The following is a 15,446-nucleotide window of genomic DNA, read 5'->3' as shown; positions in this document are numbered from 1 at the left end:
GATCGCTGTCCCGAATCTTAGCGATGATCAGGGACGCTCGCGCACGAGATCGAGAAAATGACGGCCCTGCCTGTCCTCGGTCTCGATGATCCAGGCGTCGGGATCGAAGCGCAGCTCCTTGACGAGCCGCTCCTCGATCTGCGCTTCCGCGATCGGCTGCGGCGATATCGGTACGAAGAAGCGGTCGATCGGCTGGCTGTCGTCATAGACGGTCTGCGGGGCGGGAACATAGAGCTGGGCCGTGCCATCCATCATCGCGACCTTGACGAAGACCGCGCCGGCTTCCTCCGCGCCACGGTGGCGGATCGCGCTGAACGCGCCGGCCGACTGGCAACGCCGCAGATAGGCGCTCACCCAGATGCTGCTCTTCAATCGCATGATGGTTCGATGCAGGTGCAAGCGCGCTGCACGTCGCAGCCGCCCCTGCTCTATTCGATCGGGTGACCGATGACAATCGCAAGCTCGCGCACCAGGCGGTCCGACACCTGGCCCGTTACCGGTAGCTTGCGCTCGCGCTCGAACTTCTGGATCGCGGCCAGGGTGTCGGAGCCGACCATCCCCGTCGGCTTCAACTGGCCGTAGCCGTATTCGGTCAGCGCACGCTGGACCGCGGCGACACGACGGACATTGCCGCCCTGCTGCGTCGGCTGCGGACGCGGCACGTTGCCCTGACCGCCGCTGACCGAGCGGACGAGATCGGCCAGAGGATCGGCATATTTCTGATCCGGACGCGGCTCGGTGGCGCGCTGCTCGACCGCCCTCTGCTCCGCCGCCCTGGTTTCGGCGGGCCGCGTCTCGATCACCTTCGGATCCAAAGGCGAGATGTCCATCGGCCGGGGCCGCGGCAGCGGATTGGAGCTCGTCAGATGGGGCGGAATGGTCACAATCGACCCGAACATCGGCGCCGGATGCGGTCCCGATTGCAGGAACACGGCATTGACGATGATGGCGCTGCCAGCCGCGCAGGCCAGCAGGCCCGCAAACAGATCCTTCGGGCTGTAGAGCATGGCCCGCAGCAGCCAGCCGCGCCCCTCCGCCACGTCGACGACGGCCGCAGCGGCGCGCTTGCGACGGCGCGGCGGCGCCGGATCATCCTCTGCAGCTCGTCTAGGCACTCTTCTTCACCTGCATGACCTGCCCTGGCTGGGCGGAGCGCGAGGGTGACAGCGGCGTGACGGTGGCGCCCGCAGCGGCCTCGGCCACGAAGTTGATCGGCAGCGCGATCGTGACCGTGGTCCCCTCGTCGATCTTGCTTTCTATCGACATTTCGCCGCCGTGCAAGGTCACGAGGCTCTTGACGATCGAGAGCCCGAGGCCGGTTCCCTCGTGACGGCGCTGGTAGGTCTTGCCGGCCTGGAAGAACGGATCGCCGATGCGCTTGAGATCATCGGCGGCGATGCCGACGCCGGTGTCGGTGATTCGCAGCAGCAGGCGCGCGCCGTCGACGCCAGCCGAGACTGTGACATGGCCGCCGCGCTCGGTGAACTTGATGGCATTGGAGACGAGGTTGAGCACGATCTGCTTGAAGGCGCGCGGATCACCGGTGACCATCGGCAGGTCCTGCGGCACGTCGGCGGACAGATCGACACCGTTCTCGCGCGCCCGCAGCGCCAGCAGGTTGCAGCAATTGATAAGCGCCACTCGCGGCGCAAACGGCTCCGGCGTCAGCTCGAAATTGCCGGACTCCATCTTCGACATGTCGAGGATGCCGTTCACGACCGACAGCAGATGCTGGCCGGAATCATTGATGAGCTGCGCATATTCGCGGCGCCGCGCCGCGTTCAGCACCAGCACCTGCTCCTGCATCAGCATCTCGGAGAAGCCGATGATGGCGTTCAAGGGCGTGCGCAGCTCGTGACTCATGGTGGCGAGGAATCGCGTCTTCGCGGCGTCGGCGCGCTCGGCGGCGCTGCGCGCCAATTCGAGCGCCTGCTCCTGCAGCTTGCGATCGGTGACGTCGCGCATGACCGCGACCACCTCCTGCTCCGACCCGCCCGGCGCCACGCCGATGCGGTCGAGCGGGCGGCAACGCATTTCGACCCAGATGAAATCGACCGGATGATGAAAGCCGCGGCCCTCGCCCGGCGCATCGCGACGCAGGCGGAACTCGACACTCGAGGCTTCGCTGCCGCCCGCCGCTTCCGACAGCGCCGTGAGATAGGCCGGCCGGTCGGCGACATGGACCCGTTCGAACAGGCCGTGGCCGTGCAGCTGCGCGACCGGCGCGCCGAGCAGCGTCTCGGCCGCCGGCGAGATGAACATGACCGCGCCGTTGCGGCGGTGACGGGAGATCACGTCGCTCATATTACGCGCGAGCAGGCGATAGCGCTCCTCCTCCATCGACAGCAGCGTCACGCTGGTGCGCGCGAGCGTGTCGGCGGCAAACGCGAGCACGGCCGCATAGAGCGTGGCTGAGGCGACGCCGAACGCGAGCAGCCCGGTGCGCAAGGCGGGGTTGGTCTCGGGCTTCGGCAGCCAGCCGAATTGACCGATGAGGATCAGCAGCAGCGCGCAGCACAGTGCGAGCCCCGCGGAGAACACGACGACGCGGCGCGAGGCCGAGAATGAGGCTTCCAGGGGGACGACGATCAGCCACACCGCGGCAAAGGATTCGATGCCGCCGGTCTCGATCGACACCGCCATGATCAGCGCCGACAGTGCCAGCGACGACAGCGCGCAGGCGCTCTCGTAGCGGCCGGTGCGCGACAGATACCAGGACAGCAGAATGGGCGCGATCAGCCAGGACAGCGCGCCGACCTCGAGCGCGCTCGGCGCACCGCGCATCGCGAGAAAGGCAGGAAACACGGCGAAGGCGGCGAGGCTGCCCAGCAGGCGCGGCGCGATGAAGGCGCGATGACGCGCGCGCGTCATCGCATCAGTTCGAGCCGATGGATGCAATAACGCATCGAGACAATCGCGGATGATACTCAACACACTCACGGCTCTCGCGCCTCGGCCTGTCGGTGGTTCTCACAAAGAGAACGCGCCGGGACGCCCCCTGTCGTCGGAAGTCACCGTGTCAGACTCGCATTAAGCGAACGCTAAGGGCCAGACTGCGGTGAGCCCGCCATTCGGCCGGGATGGTGAATGCATCGTTTCCGGCCGGGCCTGCGGTTGCGAAAGCGGCGCGATCTACAGCCGGTTGCACGGCGCGTGCGCCCGGCGCCAATGAAAAATTTACTCCGAAAAAAATCCAGTGCCCGACTTCGCGAAATCTCAACCAATTAAGCCCAATGCAAGCAGTCGCGACATAGAACAATCAGCTGCGATCCCGTTGCGCGACTTGAGCACGCGAGATCAGCAGCACGGTCGGGGTTGCGTGATGTTCTTTCTGCTTCGGATGGCATTCTGGCTCGGACTCGTGCTGGTGCTGCTGCCGCGCGAGAAGAGCCCGGACGCCGACAAGCTGCCGCAGATCAATGCGCACGAAGCCGTGCAGGCCGCGACCGCGGCCGTCTCCGACATGAGCCAGTTCTGCAAGCGCCAGCCGCAGGCCTGCGAGGTCGGCGGCCAGGCCGCGACCGTAATCGGCCACCGCGCCCAGGAAGGCGCGCGCAAGATCTACCAGATCATCACCGACAAGTCCGACGCCGCGGAGAAGCCGGCCGGCGCCGACAAGTTCATCGGCCCGGTGAAGCCGGCCAGTCTCGACAAGCGCGGCAACGATCACACCGGCTCGATCGACGCCCCCGTGCTCGAGGAGATTCCGCTGGGTGACGCGCCGGCCGATACGCTCTCGGCCGACGATCTCGCCGCCGAATGGCATCTGCCCCCGACGCCCTGAAGCGACGGAACCGACTGTCGCTTTCGTCCTCCCGAACGCCTATATGAAGGCCGACATCGGGACCGAAGAGCATCATGACGATCGACGACATCCGCGACAATTTCGCCCTGCTGGACGACTGGGACGACCGCTACCGCTACGTGATCGAGCTCGGCCGCACCCTGGCGCCGATGCCCGAGGACGAGCACTCCGCCGCGAACAAGGTGCAGGGCTGCGCCAGCCAGGTCTGGCTGTCGAAGCACGTCGATCACAGCGGCGCCGTGCCCGTGCTGAACTATCTCGGCGACAGCGACGCCCACATCGTTCGTGGTCTGATCGCAATTCTGCTGACGCTGTATTCCGGGCGGACGCCGCAGGAGATCATGACCATCGATGCGCCCGCGGTGTTCGACGAACTCGGGTTCCGCGAGCATCTGACGCCGCAGCGCTCCAACGGCCTGCGCTCGATGGTCGAGCGCATCCGCGCCGACGCTCGCGAGGCGCTCGCCACGGCGTCCTGATCGGTTCGGCTACTTCTCCCGCTCGGGCCGCTGCTGGCCCAGGCCCATCTTCTTGGCGAGCTGCGAGCGGGTGACCGCGTAGTTCGGCGCCACCATCGGATAGTCCGGCGGCAGGTTCCATTTGTCGCGGTATTGTTCCGGCGTCATGTTGTACTGCGTGCGCAGATGTCGCCGCAGCGACTTGAAGCGCTTGCCGTCCTCGAGACAGACCAGATAGTCCGGGTGAATCGATTTCTTCACCGGGACCGCTGGCCGCGCCGGCTCCGGCGCGGGCTCGCTTCGTCCCGCTGCGACCCGCGTCAGCGCCGCATGCACCTGGCTGATCAGAGAGGGAATCTCCGCCGCCGGGGTCGGGTTGTTGCTGAGATAGGCCGACACGATGTCGGCCGTCAGATCGATAAAGCTCTTGCCGACCGCTTCGGTCATCGAACCCTCATCCCGCTCCGCCCTGCGACCGTCGATCGCAAAGTATCCCTCGATCGCAAGTATCACTCGCGCCGAGTGGCAGCGTTGTCTCGCGATTCTGCAAGCAATATGGGCAAATGACTGGCAAAATAACAAGATAGTGAGGACTTCTTCTTGAGAAGTCTGTCACCCGCCAAGTACTGCGTACCGCACGCCAGCCGAATTCAACCTGACCGTGTGATCCGGCCGCGTCAGGTCCGGCCTTCGAGATGGGTGCGCAGCTCGTCGATCGACGCAAAGCGCATCATCCCTTCGGGCATCTGCGCCTCGATCGAGCCGTCGGAATAGAGCGAATAGGCCATCCCATCCACCACACCCGACTTGACGATGCTGACGGCCGGCGCGTCCAGGTCCTTCGGCTCAGGCAGCGGCGGGGTTGGCTCGGGTTCGACGAAGGCCGGCGCGGCCCGCGCCAAGCGCCGCGGGAACGGCGGGCGCAGAGGCTCCGGCGTCCGCTCCGGTCGAGACCAGCCGTCCGACGGGCCCGACTCGGTCGCGGCAGGCTCGTCCAGCGGCACGGGCGGCGGTGCGCCGAGGGGCGGTGACCGGAAATCCGTCGGCAACGGCTCGGCGCCGCGCTTCTCCGCGCGCTCCCGTTCCCGCCGCGACGACGACGCAAACAGCAGGTTGCGCTTGGGCCGCTCGGCGGGTTCGGCTGGCGGCTCGTCCGGCGCCGGCAAGGGCTCGGAGGCGCGCAGCGAGCCTGACAAAGGAGACGAGGACAGAGGCGACGACGACAACCCCGAGGACAGGGGAGACGACAGGTCCGGCATGCGGGGACGCGGACGTGGCGAGCCCCCCTCGCGCCAGACGTCCTCCGTCGGCGGCACCGGGGCGGTCTCGAAGTCGGTCTTGCTGGCGCCGAGCGGGAGCTGCAGAGGCTTGGCCTCGGACTCGGCGTCCGGACGCGACCTCAGCCGGCTCGAAATCACCTTCAGCTCGCTGAGGACGGCCGCCAGTCCGAACAGGATCAGCCCGCTGCAGACGCCAAGGGTCCCCGACAGGATCAGCGTATTGCCGACGCTGAACTCCTTGACCGGAATTCCCCAGGCGATCGCCCCGAGCCCGGCCAACACGGCGAGGGCTCCGGCGGCCAACATTGCACTCATCATCGAACTCATCCCCTAATGCGCCGGTTCCGGACGGTGTCCCGACCGAAATCACATTAGATAGCTGCGGTTGCGCGCGTCCTTGAATCCGGTTTCTAGTCCAAATCCGCGACAATTTGCAGCGGAAGTTCGGCCAATCCTGCTGAAGTTCTCGTCCGCCGTGCAGCCATCGTCATGATGTCGCCACAATATACATCGGCCAACCCTCGGCATTCATTGAGGTTCCTCCCGGGCTCTTCCGGCCCCTGTGGTTCAGCGGGCGTTCATTTGACTGTGCCAATATGGCGCTCAGCAGCCGAAATTCGGGTCCCCGCTGCGCTGCGAGAAGCATACCTTCCCATAATTCCGACACCTCGGAAGCCGGGACGCGCTATACGGAGGCGGGGAACACAGGCCTGAAACGCGGAAGCGGGGTCGCCAGGGGACGCCGGGTCACACTCAGCCATGACAACGATAACCACTTCGGTTCTTGAGACCCCGACGCGGCGGTCCCTCGAGCGGACGTATGACGATCTTGCACTGTTCGTGCTTGCCGCGGTCGCGGTGGTGGCCGGACTGACCTTCCGGGATTACGGCCTCGGCTGGGACGATTACACCCATGCCGAATATGCCGATCTGTTGCTGCGCATGTACGGCTCCGGTTTCAGGGACCAGGCGGCGCTGTCGTTCGCCAACCTGTATATGTACGGTGGCGGCTTCGACATGGTTGCAGCCCTGCTGCACAAGATCCTGCCGCTGGAATTGTTCGAGACGCGCCGGCTGGTCGGGGCCGTCGTCGGGCTGATCGGCCTTGGCGTGACCTGGCGCCTGGCGCGTCGCATCGGCGGTCCGGTGGCCGGCCTCGCCGCACTGCTGCTGCTGGCGCTGTGCCCGATCTTCTACGGCCACATGTTCATGAACCCGAAGGACGCCCCCTTCGCGGTCGCCATGGTGGTGCTGCTGATGGGTCTCGTGCGCCTTGCCGAGGAGTACCCCTACCCCTCGCCGCGCACCATCCTGATCCTCGGCCTCGGCGCCGGCTTTTCGATCGGCTCCCGCATCCTGGGCGGCATGGCTGTCGTCTATGCGATGGTCGGCTTCATGCCGCTGTTCTTGGAGGAGTACCGCACGCAAGGGCCGCGCGAGGCGATCCGCCGCTTCGCCCACGTGCTCTACGTGCTGATCCCAGGCCTGGTCCTGGGCTACCTGATCATGGGGCTGATCTGGCCCTGGTCGATCATCGAACCGGCCAACCCGTTCCGGGCCCTGACCTATTTCTCGCACTTCTTCGAGAAGCCGTGGAAGGAGATGTTCGACGGGGCGCTGGTCTCGGTGCCGGACATGCCCTGGTCGTATTTGCCGACGCTGTTCGCGCTGCAGCTGCCCGAACTGATGATCGCGCTGTTCGTCGCCGGCACCGTCGCCTCCATCATGTCGCTGTCGCGGCCCAACATGCCGGCGCGCCAGAAGAGCATCCTGCTGATGCTGACCCTGGCGGCGACGCTGCCGATCCTGATCGCGATCGTCAAACGCCCGGCGCTCTACAACGGCATCCGCCACTTCGTGTTCGTGATCCCGCCGATGGCGCTGCTCGGCGGCATCGCGTTCTCCTGGCTGCTGTCGTGGCTCAACGCCGACGAGCGCCGCAGCTGGCAGCCGGTGGCGATCGCCGCGTTCTGCTTCGGCCTGCTGCTGCCGCTGGCCGAGATGATCCGGCTGCATCCCTATCAGTACACCCACTTCAACTTCATCGCCGGCACGGTGCGCGAGGCCGACACCCGGTTCATGCTCGACTATTGGGGGCTGGCGCTGAAGCAGGCCTCCGACGGGCTGAAGGAGCAGCTCGACGAGCGCCAGGAGGTGCCGCCGATCGGGCACAAATGGAAGGTCGCGGTCTGCGGTCCGCAGCGGCCGGCCCAGGTCGCGCTCGGCCCCGATTTCACCATCGGCTGGGACAGCCACGCGGCCGACTTCGCCATGACCCTCGGCGAGTTCTACTGCAAGGGACTGACTGCCCCTGTCATGGTCGAGATCAAGCGCGACGACGTCGTGTTCGCCCGGGTCTACGACATCCGCGGCCGCAGCATCTCCAGCCTGCTGTCGATCCCGGCGCCCTGAGCGGCCTGCTCAGCCAAACGACATGACTGCTCCCCCTGCCCCGCGCCTTGCCGCGCGGCGGCGTGCCGCCTAGGCTCCGATGAACTCTTGGAAATCGGAGAATGCCATGTCGCCAGCCGAAGCGCGCCTCAAGGAAGTGCCGTCGAACATGACCGAGGCCGAATGGTCGCAGCGGGTCAATCTCGCCGCCGCCTACCGCCTGGTGGCGCTGTTCGGCTGGGACGACCTGGTGGACACTCACATCTCGGCCCGCGTCCCCGGCCCCGAGCATCACTTCCTGATCAACCCCTACGGCCTGCTGTTCGAGGAGATCACCGCCTCCAGCCTGATCAAGGTCGACCTCTACGGCAATCAGTTGTCCGAGAGCGAGTACAGCATCAATCCCGCCGGCTTCACCATCCATTCCGCGATCCATGAGGTCCGCGAGGATGCCGGCTGCGTGATCCATCTGCACACGCTCGACGGCGTCGCGGTGTCGAGCTGCGCCGACGGCCTGCTGCCGCTGAACCAGATCGCGCAATACGTGACCCACGACCTCGCCTATCACGACTACGAGGGCGTGGCGCTGGACCATGACGAGCGGCCGCGGCTGCAGCGCGACCTCGGCAGCAAGAACCACATGCTCTTGCGCAATCACGGCACCCTGACGGTCGGCCGCTCGGTCGCCTCCGCCTTCGAGCGCATGTATCACCTGGAGCGTGCCTGCTCGATCCAGGTCCGCACGCGCACGCTCGGTCCCTCGGCCTATCCCGTGCGCGACGAGGTCATCGACAAGAATGCGAAGCTGTTCGACAACGAGGATCGCGTCGAGCTGCGCTCCACCCAGCTGGTCTGGCCGCCGCTGCTGCGCCGGCTCGATCGCCTCAATCCGGGCTACCGGAATTGATTGTCGCCCGCTGATCGGCTAGTCTGAACCGATCACCCTCTACGCTTTTCGGAATGAAACGCCGCCCAATTCCGGGCGGCGTTTTTATTCGTGCGATGCTGTGCCCCGTCAGCAGCATCCTGCCCGAGCCATGCCCTGGTGCTCGGACGGGCCGTGCAGTTGCTGCAATTCCTCGGCCAGCCGCCGCTCGACGAAGCGCCGCTCGTGCTCGGCAAGGCGGGTGGCGAGCAGCTTGCGATAGCGCCGCACATTGGCCTCGCGCGAGAACCGCAGGCGGGCGGCGGGCCGCATCCTGCCGCTCGCGGCGCTGTCGATCGCGGCGCCATCGGCTTCGACATCGACGCGCGGAACGATGCGCATGGCCGCCCCGCCGCGTGGGCGCGGCGGCTGATCCTCGCGGTCCAGCTGACGCAGCGCGCCAAGCACGTCGGCCAGATAAAGCGGCCTGGCGATGCCCGGGATATTGCGCAGGCCCGGCTGCGACTCGACGGCATACATGTCCGACGCCCAGGACGACAGGATCAGCCGCTTCTCGGCCAGTGACAGCTTGCGGTCATTCAGCAGGTCCGCCGGCGACTCGTAGTGCGAGACCGGATGGAATCCGGCACTGCCCGCGGTGATCGAAAAACGGTGCTCGCTCATGGCGTCTCTCCTCTCCCACTCCTTTCACCAGAGACAGATGCTGCAACGGCGCGGGCGACACGCCGCCCGCGCCGTAGCTCGAACAAGGCGTCAGGCCGCCTTCTGCTGCGCGATCTTCTCGACCGGCGCCGTGCCGATGGCGATGCGGCGCGGCTTCATCGCCTCGGGAATCTCGCGCACGAGCTCGATCCGCAGCAGGCCGTTGTCGAACGCCGCGTTGGTCACCTGCACGTAGTCGGCGAGATTGAACTGCCGCTTGAACGGCCGCGACGAGATGCCCTGATAGAGGTATTCGCGGGTCTCCTTGTCGCCCTTGCGTCCTTCCACCGTGAGCACGTTGTGCTCGGCGGTGATGGACAGTTCGTCCGGAGCGAAGCCCGCCAGCGCCAGCGAAATCTGGTAGCGGTCGTCGCCGATCCGCTCGATGTTGTACGGGGGATAGTGGTCCTCGACCGCGCGCTGGGTCTCGTCGAGCAGGTCGAACAGACGGTCGAAGCCGATGGTCGAACGCCACAGCGGAGAGAAGTCGTAGGTCCTCATAGCCAAGTCCTCCTAGGAGCAAGATGGATACGAAGGAGCGCCGAGCCGATGCGGACTTCAAAGTCCCGGAGATGTCCGAGTACCAAGAGACTTCTGAGTACCAGACAACCGGTCAGCGCCCAGATTTCGACCGGGCCCTGATGGCACCCGGCGCCGCCGAAGCGGCAGCAGACGAATTAGAAAAGCCGGCATCCATTTCAAGAGGAACGGATCGATTTTTTTCGCAGCCTTTTTCGCAGCGCAAAACCCGTCAGGCGGCCACGGCGGACAGCCGCTGCAGCCGCATCGTCGCCTCCCGCAGCACGCTGACCAGCCGGTCGCGCTCGCGCTGATCGATGTCGCCACGCGACAACACGGCCTGGCAGTGCGCCACCACGCGTTGCTCGCTCTCGATCAAGAACCGCGTCAAGCGACGGGGATCGCCCATGCTCATGACGGAGGTCGGGTTGGGCGGCGGATGATCGTATTGCCAGGCTGGCATGATCGGGCCTGCGAGCTCGCGCTGCTGATGAGACCGGGCGGCGCGGCAGCGCTCAACCACACCTCCCGTCGACCGTCGGTCCGATCACAGCCGGCTCACTGAACGCAATTGTGGCCGGTTCTGGACGAACTGCGATCGCCAACCTGATTGATAGCTGCCCGTTGTGGCCGATCCACGACCGCACAGGGCAGCGATCAGTTGTTTGTAGATATTTCCTTCAGGCAGCCGAGGCTGGCTGCGGCCAGCCCCGGCTTCATCAGATCAGAAGTCCATCGACGGCGCGGCCGCGGCGGCGTCCGCCTTCTTCGGCTTGTCGGCCACCAGCGCCTCGGTGGTGATCAGCAGCGAGGCGACCGAGGCCGCATCCTGCAGCGCGGTACGGACCACCTTGGCGGGGTCGATCACGCCGGCCTGCACCAGATCCTGGTACTCGCCGGTCGCGGCGTTGAAGCCCCAGCTGTAGGTATCCTTCTCCAGCAGCTTGCCGACCACCAGCGAGCCGTCGTCACCGGCGTTCTGCACGATCTGCCGCACCGGCACCTGGATGGCGCGCCGGACGATGTCGACGCCGGCCTTCTGGTCGGCGTTAACAGTCTTGACGCCGTCGAGCACCTTGGTGGCGCGCAGCAGCGCGACGCCGCCGCCGGGCAGGATGCCCTCCTCCACCGCGGCGCGGGTGGCGTGCAGCGCATCGTCGACGCGGTCCTTGCGCTCCTTGACCTCGACCTCGGTGGCGCCGCCGACCCGGATCACCGCGACGCCGCCGGCGAGCTTGGCGAGCCGCTCCTGCAGCTTCTCGCGGTCGTAGTCGGAGGTGGTCTCCTCGATCTGCAGCCTGATCTGCTGGGTGCGCGCCTCGATGTCCTTCCTGGCGCCGGCGCCGTCGACGATCGTGGTGTTCTCCTTGTCGACCACGACCTTCTTGGCGCGGCCGAGCATCGACAAGGTGACGTTCTCCAGCTTGATGCCGAGATCCTCGGAGATCGTGGTGCCGCCGGTGAGGATCGCGATGTCCTCCAGCATGGCCTTGCGGCGATCGCCAAAGCCCGGCGCCTTGACGGCGGCGATCTTCAGGCCGCCGCGCAGCTTGTTGACGACCAGGGTGGCCAGCGCCTCGCCTTCGACATCCTCGGCGACGATCAGCAGCGGCTTGCCGGACTGCACCACGGCTTCGAGCAGCGGCAGCATGGTCTGCAGGCCCGACAGCTTCTTCTCGTGGATCAGGATGAAGGGATCCTCGAGCTCGACCCGCATCTTCTCGGAATTGGTGACGAAGTACGGCGAGACGTAGCCGCGGTCGAACTGCATGCCCTCGACCACCTCGAGCTCGGTGTCGAGGCTCTTGGCCTCCTCGACCGTGATCACGCCCTCATTGCCGACCTTCTGCATGGCCTCGGCGAGGAAGCGGCCGATCTCGTTGTCGCCATTGGCCGAGATGGTGCCGACCTGCGCGATCTCGTCATTGCTGGTGATCTTCTTGGCGTGCGACTTGAGATCCTTGACGATCGCGTCGACGGCGAGATCAATGCCGCGCTTCAGATCCATCGGGTTCATGCCGGCGGCGACCGACTTCGCGCCTTCCTTGACGATGGCCTGGGCGAGCACGGTGGCGGTGGTGGTGCCGTCGCCGGCGAGATCGGCGGTCTTCGAGGCCACCTCGCGCACCATCTGCGCGCCCATGTTCTCGAACTTGTCCTCCAGCTCGATCTCCTTGGCGACCGTCACGCCGTCCTTGGTGATGCGCGGCGCGCCGAACGATTTCTCGATCACGACGTTGCGGCCCTTGGGACCGAGCGTGACCTTCACGGCATTGGCGAGGATGTCGACGCCGCGCAGCATGCGGTCGCGCGCGTCGGTCGAAAACTTCACGTCCTTGGCAGCCATGTTCGTCGTCTCCTTTCTCTCGATGACTGTCAGTTGAGGGAATCACGCAGCCTTCTTGGCCGCGACGGGCGTGTCGATGATGCCGAGCAGATCGCTCTCCTTCATGATCAGAAGATCCTTGCCGTCGATCTTGACCTCGGTGCCCGACCATTTCCCGAACAGCACCCGGTCGCCGGGCTTGACGTCGAGCGGCACCAATTGCCCCTGCTCATTCCGCGCGCCAGGACCCGCGGCAACGATCTCGCCCTCCTGCGGCTTCTCCTTGGCGGTGTCGGGAATGATGATGCCGCCCTTGGTCTTCTCCTCGGCATCGATACGGCGCACGAGCACGCGGTCGTGCAATGGACGGAAATGCATGCACATCCTCCTTTACAGATCAGCGATGTCATAAGCCTCGGGTCCCATCAGGCCCCCGAGCGAGCAACGACCTAGGAAAGCCGAACTTTTCGTTCAAGAGGGTCACGTAAATTTTTTGGCACTCTCGGGGAACGATTGCCAGTGCGGCTCTTGAACCGGGCCGGCCGTTTTCCCAGTTCTGTCGTCGCCAAAAAATCCTGATCGCGCTTGTTGGGGATCACGATGCAGCTTCCGCCTTTTCTCCGGGCCGTCCTGGCGCCTGCCATTCTGCTTTGCCTGATGACCGGGCCTGCCTTGGCCCAAATTCCCGATCTCAAGCTCGGCCGGGTGCCGACGCTGGCCCCGCTGGTCAAGGAAGTGACGCCCGCCGTCGTCAACATCTCGGTCGAAGGCAAGGTCCGCCAGGACAATCCGCTCTACCAGGACCCGCTGTTTCGCGAGTTCTTTGACGTCCCCAAGCAGGTCGAGAAGCAGATCAGCGCCACCGGCTCGGGCGTCATCGTCGATGCGCAGCGCGGCTACGTCATGACCGCCAATCACGTCGTCGAGCACGTCACGACAGCGCAGATCCGCACCAAGGATGGCCGCAAATTCGCCGCCCGCCTGGTCGGGCGCGATCCCGCCACTGATATCGCGCTGCTGCAGATCAGGGACCCCATCGACCTCAAGGCCATCGCGCTTGGCGACAGTGATGCGCTCGAGGTCGGCGACTTCGTGATCGCCGTCGGCAACCCGTTCGGTCTTGGCCAGACCGTCACCTCGGGTCTCGTGAGCGCGCTCGGGCGGACCGGCCTCGGCAAGCAGGGCTACGAGGATTTCATCCAGACCGACGCGGCGATCAATCCCGGCAATTCCGGCGGCGCGCTGATCAATCTGCGCGGCGAGCTGGTCGGCATCAACACCGCGATCATCTCGCCCGGCGGCGGCAATGTCGGCATCGGCTTCGCCGTCCCGATCAACATGGCGCGGCGGGTGATGGAGCAGCTCGTCGCCAACGGCCGCGTCGATCGCGGCCGCATCGGCGTGACCCTGCTCGACCTGGATGCGCCGGCCGATGGCCGGATTCAGGGCGCGCGCGTCGCCGACGTCACCGTGGGCTCGCCGGCCGAACGCGCGGGACTGCGCAAGGGCGACATCATCGTGAAGGCGAACGACATGCCGGTGCGCAGCGCCACGCAGGTGCGCAACCTGATCGGCCTCACACCGGTCGGGCAGCGCGTCCGTCTCGTGTTCGAGCGCGACCGCGCGCTCGGCAATGCGACGGTGGAGGTCGCGCCGGTCACCGAAGAACGTGCGCGCGCGAGAACCTCGGGCTGAGAATTCAACTTCAGTTCGTTGTTAGCTGCACATACCACGTGGAGTAAATTTTTACCGTGCATCAAGCATGCAGCGAGACGCCGATACCTCTCTAAACGCCTGTTAAGTGCTATCGCGCTTATTGCAACCCCGCGGAGGTATTGAAATGCGGGGTGATGGTTTGGCGTTCAGTTTGCCACGCTGGCGCGTGACGCGCTGGCTGGCCGACCCGGGATATCCGGTGTCATCAGATATCCGCCGCGCGTTGACGCGTGAGCTCTACGGCTGCTGGTCGGTGTTCGCCGGCGGCGCCATCAACACCGTTGCTGTCGCCGCAGCGCTCGCACTGCGTACGCCGAGCCCGCTCTTCATCACCTGGTTCGTGCTCGAAGTCGCGATCTGCCTGTCGCGGCTGATCGTGATGATGATTGCCTACCGCCGCGCCCGCGAGCGGCTGGCGACGCCGACCGACATCCACATCCTGCTGTCGGTGGCCTGGAGCGCCAGCGTCGGCTTCGGCGTCGGCATCAGCCTCGCGTCCGGCGACTGGGTGGCCGCGTCACTGACCTGCATCTCCTCGGCCGCCATGGTGGGCGGCATCTGCTTTCGCAATTTCAGCGCGCCGCGCCTGGTCGGCACGATGATCCTGTTCAGCATCGGCCCCGTCATCCCCGGCGTCGCGACGTCGCATGAGCCGTTGTTGTTCGCGATGTATCTGCAGATGCCGGTCTACTTCCTCGCCATGACCGGCGCGGCGTTCCGGCTCAACAAGATGCTGGTGGCGGTCATGCAGGCCAAGCGCGAGAGCGACGAGCGGGCGCGGCTCGATCCACTCACGGGCCTGTCCAACCGCGCCGGCCTGGTCGATGCGCTGCAGAGCAGGCTCGACGCCGGCGGCGATCGGAGCTTCGCCGTCCTGTATCTCGATCTCGATGGCTTCAAGCCGGTCAATGACACCTTCGGTCACGCCGCAGGCGACGAGCTGCTGAAGATCGTCGGCCGGACGCTGCGGCAGACCGCCTCTCGCGGCGACGTCATCGCCCGGATCGGCGGCGACGAGTTCGTGGTGCTCGCCGGCGATGATGCGCTCGACCACGCGCTGGCGCTCGGCGAGCGCATCATCGAGGTGATGACCTCGCCGATGGCCCTGCCGGGCGGCGCGCATGTCCAGATCGGCATCAGCATCGGCATCGCCGTCGCGCCCGAGCACGGCACCGATCCGGAAGCCCTGCTGTTCGCGGCGGACGCCGCATTGTATGAAGCCAAGTCGAGCGGGAAATCCTGCTGGCGATTGGCTTCGGCCGAAGCCAATCTCGCAGCGCTGCGCAAGATCGCCGGCAGCGATCTCGCGGCGAAGTCGGTCGCCAGCGCGGCGTGAGTTCAGCCTCGTACAAACAATCAGCGC

Annotated in this window: 16 protein-coding genes; 6 read left to right on the top strand and 10 right to left on the bottom strand. The window is 66.0% G+C overall.

Features of this window, described 5'->3' with window-relative positions; translation table 11 throughout:
• Positions 1 to 27 precede the first annotated feature (27 nt).
• The 3 genes from ACQR0W_RS30315 to ACQR0W_RS30305 are packed head-to-tail and all read right to left on the bottom strand — an operon-like array spanning position 28 to position 2,871.
• The gene (locus tag ACQR0W_RS30315) at positions 28 to 378 is read right to left on the bottom strand and encodes a DUF1491 family protein (protein ID WP_315716119.1); all 351 of its coding nucleotides are present in this window, start codon (positions 376 to 378) and stop codon (positions 28 to 30) included.
• Positions 379 to 428: 50 nt separating this feature from the next.
• Positions 429 to 1,115, bottom strand: a complete 687-nt coding sequence (locus ACQR0W_RS30310; protein WP_316171147.1) for a peptidoglycan-binding domain-containing protein — start codon at positions 1,113 to 1,115, stop codon at positions 429 to 431.
• On the bottom strand, positions 1,108 to 2,871 hold the full coding sequence (locus ACQR0W_RS30305) for a PAS domain-containing sensor histidine kinase (RefSeq protein WP_315753073.1): 1,764 nt from the start codon (positions 2,869 to 2,871) through the stop codon (positions 1,108 to 1,110). The genes ACQR0W_RS30310 and ACQR0W_RS30305 overlap by 8 nt, the downstream gene beginning before the upstream one ends.
• Before the next feature lie 451 nt (positions 2,872 to 3,322).
• On the opposite strand from ACQR0W_RS30305, the gene ACQR0W_RS30300 reads away from it, so the two are divergent.
• Positions 3,323 to 3,784: a DUF5330 domain-containing protein gene (locus ACQR0W_RS30300; protein ID WP_316171148.1), complete on the top strand. Its 462-nt coding sequence runs from the start codon at positions 3,323 to 3,325 to the stop codon at positions 3,782 to 3,784.
• Positions 3,785 to 3,858: 74 nt separating this feature from the next.
• Entirely contained in the window at positions 3,859 to 4,284 is a 426-nt protein-coding gene (locus ACQR0W_RS30295) for a SufE family protein (protein WP_315753075.1), read from the top strand.
• Between the two features lie 9 nt (positions 4,285 to 4,293).
• Here the strand turns inward: ACQR0W_RS30295 and ACQR0W_RS30290 are convergent, their stop codons facing one another.
• Together ACQR0W_RS30290 and ACQR0W_RS30285 are read right to left on the bottom strand one after the other, a co-directional pair.
• A complete protein-coding gene (locus tag ACQR0W_RS30290) occupies positions 4,294 to 4,710 on the bottom strand; it encodes a MucR family transcriptional regulator (RefSeq protein ID WP_315716114.1) in 417 nt (138 codons plus the stop codon).
• A 230-nt stretch (positions 4,711 to 4,940) separates the two neighbouring features.
• Positions 4,941 to 5,861 (bottom strand): hypothetical protein, encoded by a 921-nt coding sequence (locus tag ACQR0W_RS30285; RefSeq protein WP_316171149.1) that lies wholly within the window; start codon positions 5,859 to 5,861, stop codon positions 4,941 to 4,943.
• Between the two features lie 441 nt (positions 5,862 to 6,302).
• Here ACQR0W_RS30285 and ACQR0W_RS30280 point away from each other — a divergent pair, with 441 nt between their 5' ends.
• Together ACQR0W_RS30280 and ACQR0W_RS30275 are read left to right on the top strand one after the other, a co-directional pair.
• The gene (locus ACQR0W_RS30280) at positions 6,303 to 7,955 is read left to right on the top strand and encodes a glycosyltransferase family 39 protein (protein WP_316171150.1); all 1,653 of its coding nucleotides are present in this window, start codon (positions 6,303 to 6,305) and stop codon (positions 7,953 to 7,955) included.
• A gap of 106 nt (positions 7,956 to 8,061) precedes the next feature.
• Positions 8,062 to 8,841: a class II aldolase/adducin family protein gene (locus tag ACQR0W_RS30275; RefSeq protein WP_315828256.1), complete on the top strand. Its 780-nt coding sequence runs from the start codon at positions 8,062 to 8,064 to the stop codon at positions 8,839 to 8,841.
• Between the two features lie 108 nt (positions 8,842 to 8,949).
• Here the strand turns inward: ACQR0W_RS30275 and ACQR0W_RS30270 are convergent, their stop codons facing one another.
• The 5 genes from ACQR0W_RS30270 to groES form a co-directional block, all read right to left on the bottom strand.
• On the bottom strand, positions 8,950 to 9,483 hold the full coding sequence (locus ACQR0W_RS30270) for a hypothetical protein (protein WP_316171151.1): 534 nt from the start codon (positions 9,481 to 9,483) through the stop codon (positions 8,950 to 8,952).
• A 90-nt stretch (positions 9,484 to 9,573) separates the two neighbouring features.
• Complete coding sequence (locus ACQR0W_RS30265) at positions 9,574 to 10,023, bottom strand: Hsp20 family protein (RefSeq protein ID WP_315716109.1); 450 nt, start codon at positions 10,021 to 10,023, stop codon at positions 9,574 to 9,576.
• A 250-nt stretch (positions 10,024 to 10,273) separates the two neighbouring features.
• On the bottom strand, positions 10,274 to 10,504 hold the full coding sequence (locus tag ACQR0W_RS30260) for a hypothetical protein (protein WP_315716108.1): 231 nt from the start codon (positions 10,502 to 10,504) through the stop codon (positions 10,274 to 10,276).
• Positions 10,505 to 10,765: 261 nt separating this feature from the next.
• A complete protein-coding gene (groL, locus tag ACQR0W_RS30255) occupies positions 10,766 to 12,388 on the bottom strand; it encodes a chaperonin GroEL (protein ID WP_316171152.1) in 1,623 nt (540 codons plus the stop codon).
• Between the two features lie 42 nt (positions 12,389 to 12,430).
• The gene (gene groES, locus ACQR0W_RS30250) at positions 12,431 to 12,745 is read right to left on the bottom strand and encodes a co-chaperone GroES (protein WP_008961795.1); all 315 of its coding nucleotides are present in this window, start codon (positions 12,743 to 12,745) and stop codon (positions 12,431 to 12,433) included.
• Positions 12,746 to 12,967: 222 nt separating this feature from the next.
• On the opposite strand from groES, the gene ACQR0W_RS30245 reads away from it, so the two are divergent.
• Both ACQR0W_RS30245 and ACQR0W_RS30240 read left to right on the top strand, forming a co-directional pair.
• Entirely contained in the window at positions 12,968 to 14,062 is a 1,095-nt protein-coding gene (locus ACQR0W_RS30245; protein WP_315753079.1) for a trypsin-like peptidase domain-containing protein, read from the top strand.
• Positions 14,063 to 14,207: 145 nt separating this feature from the next.
• Positions 14,208 to 15,419 (top strand): GGDEF domain-containing protein, encoded by a 1,212-nt coding sequence (locus ACQR0W_RS30240; RefSeq protein ID WP_316171153.1) that lies wholly within the window; start codon positions 14,208 to 14,210, stop codon positions 15,417 to 15,419.
• Positions 15,420 to 15,446: the final 27 nt, after the last annotated feature.

Origin of the sequence: Bradyrhizobium sp. HKCCYLRH1034, from assembly GCF_051168375.1 — a bacterium.
GTDB lineage: Bacteria > Pseudomonadota > Alphaproteobacteria > Rhizobiales > Xanthobacteraceae > Bradyrhizobium.
This window is presented reverse-complemented; position numbering and strand designations above follow the sequence as displayed.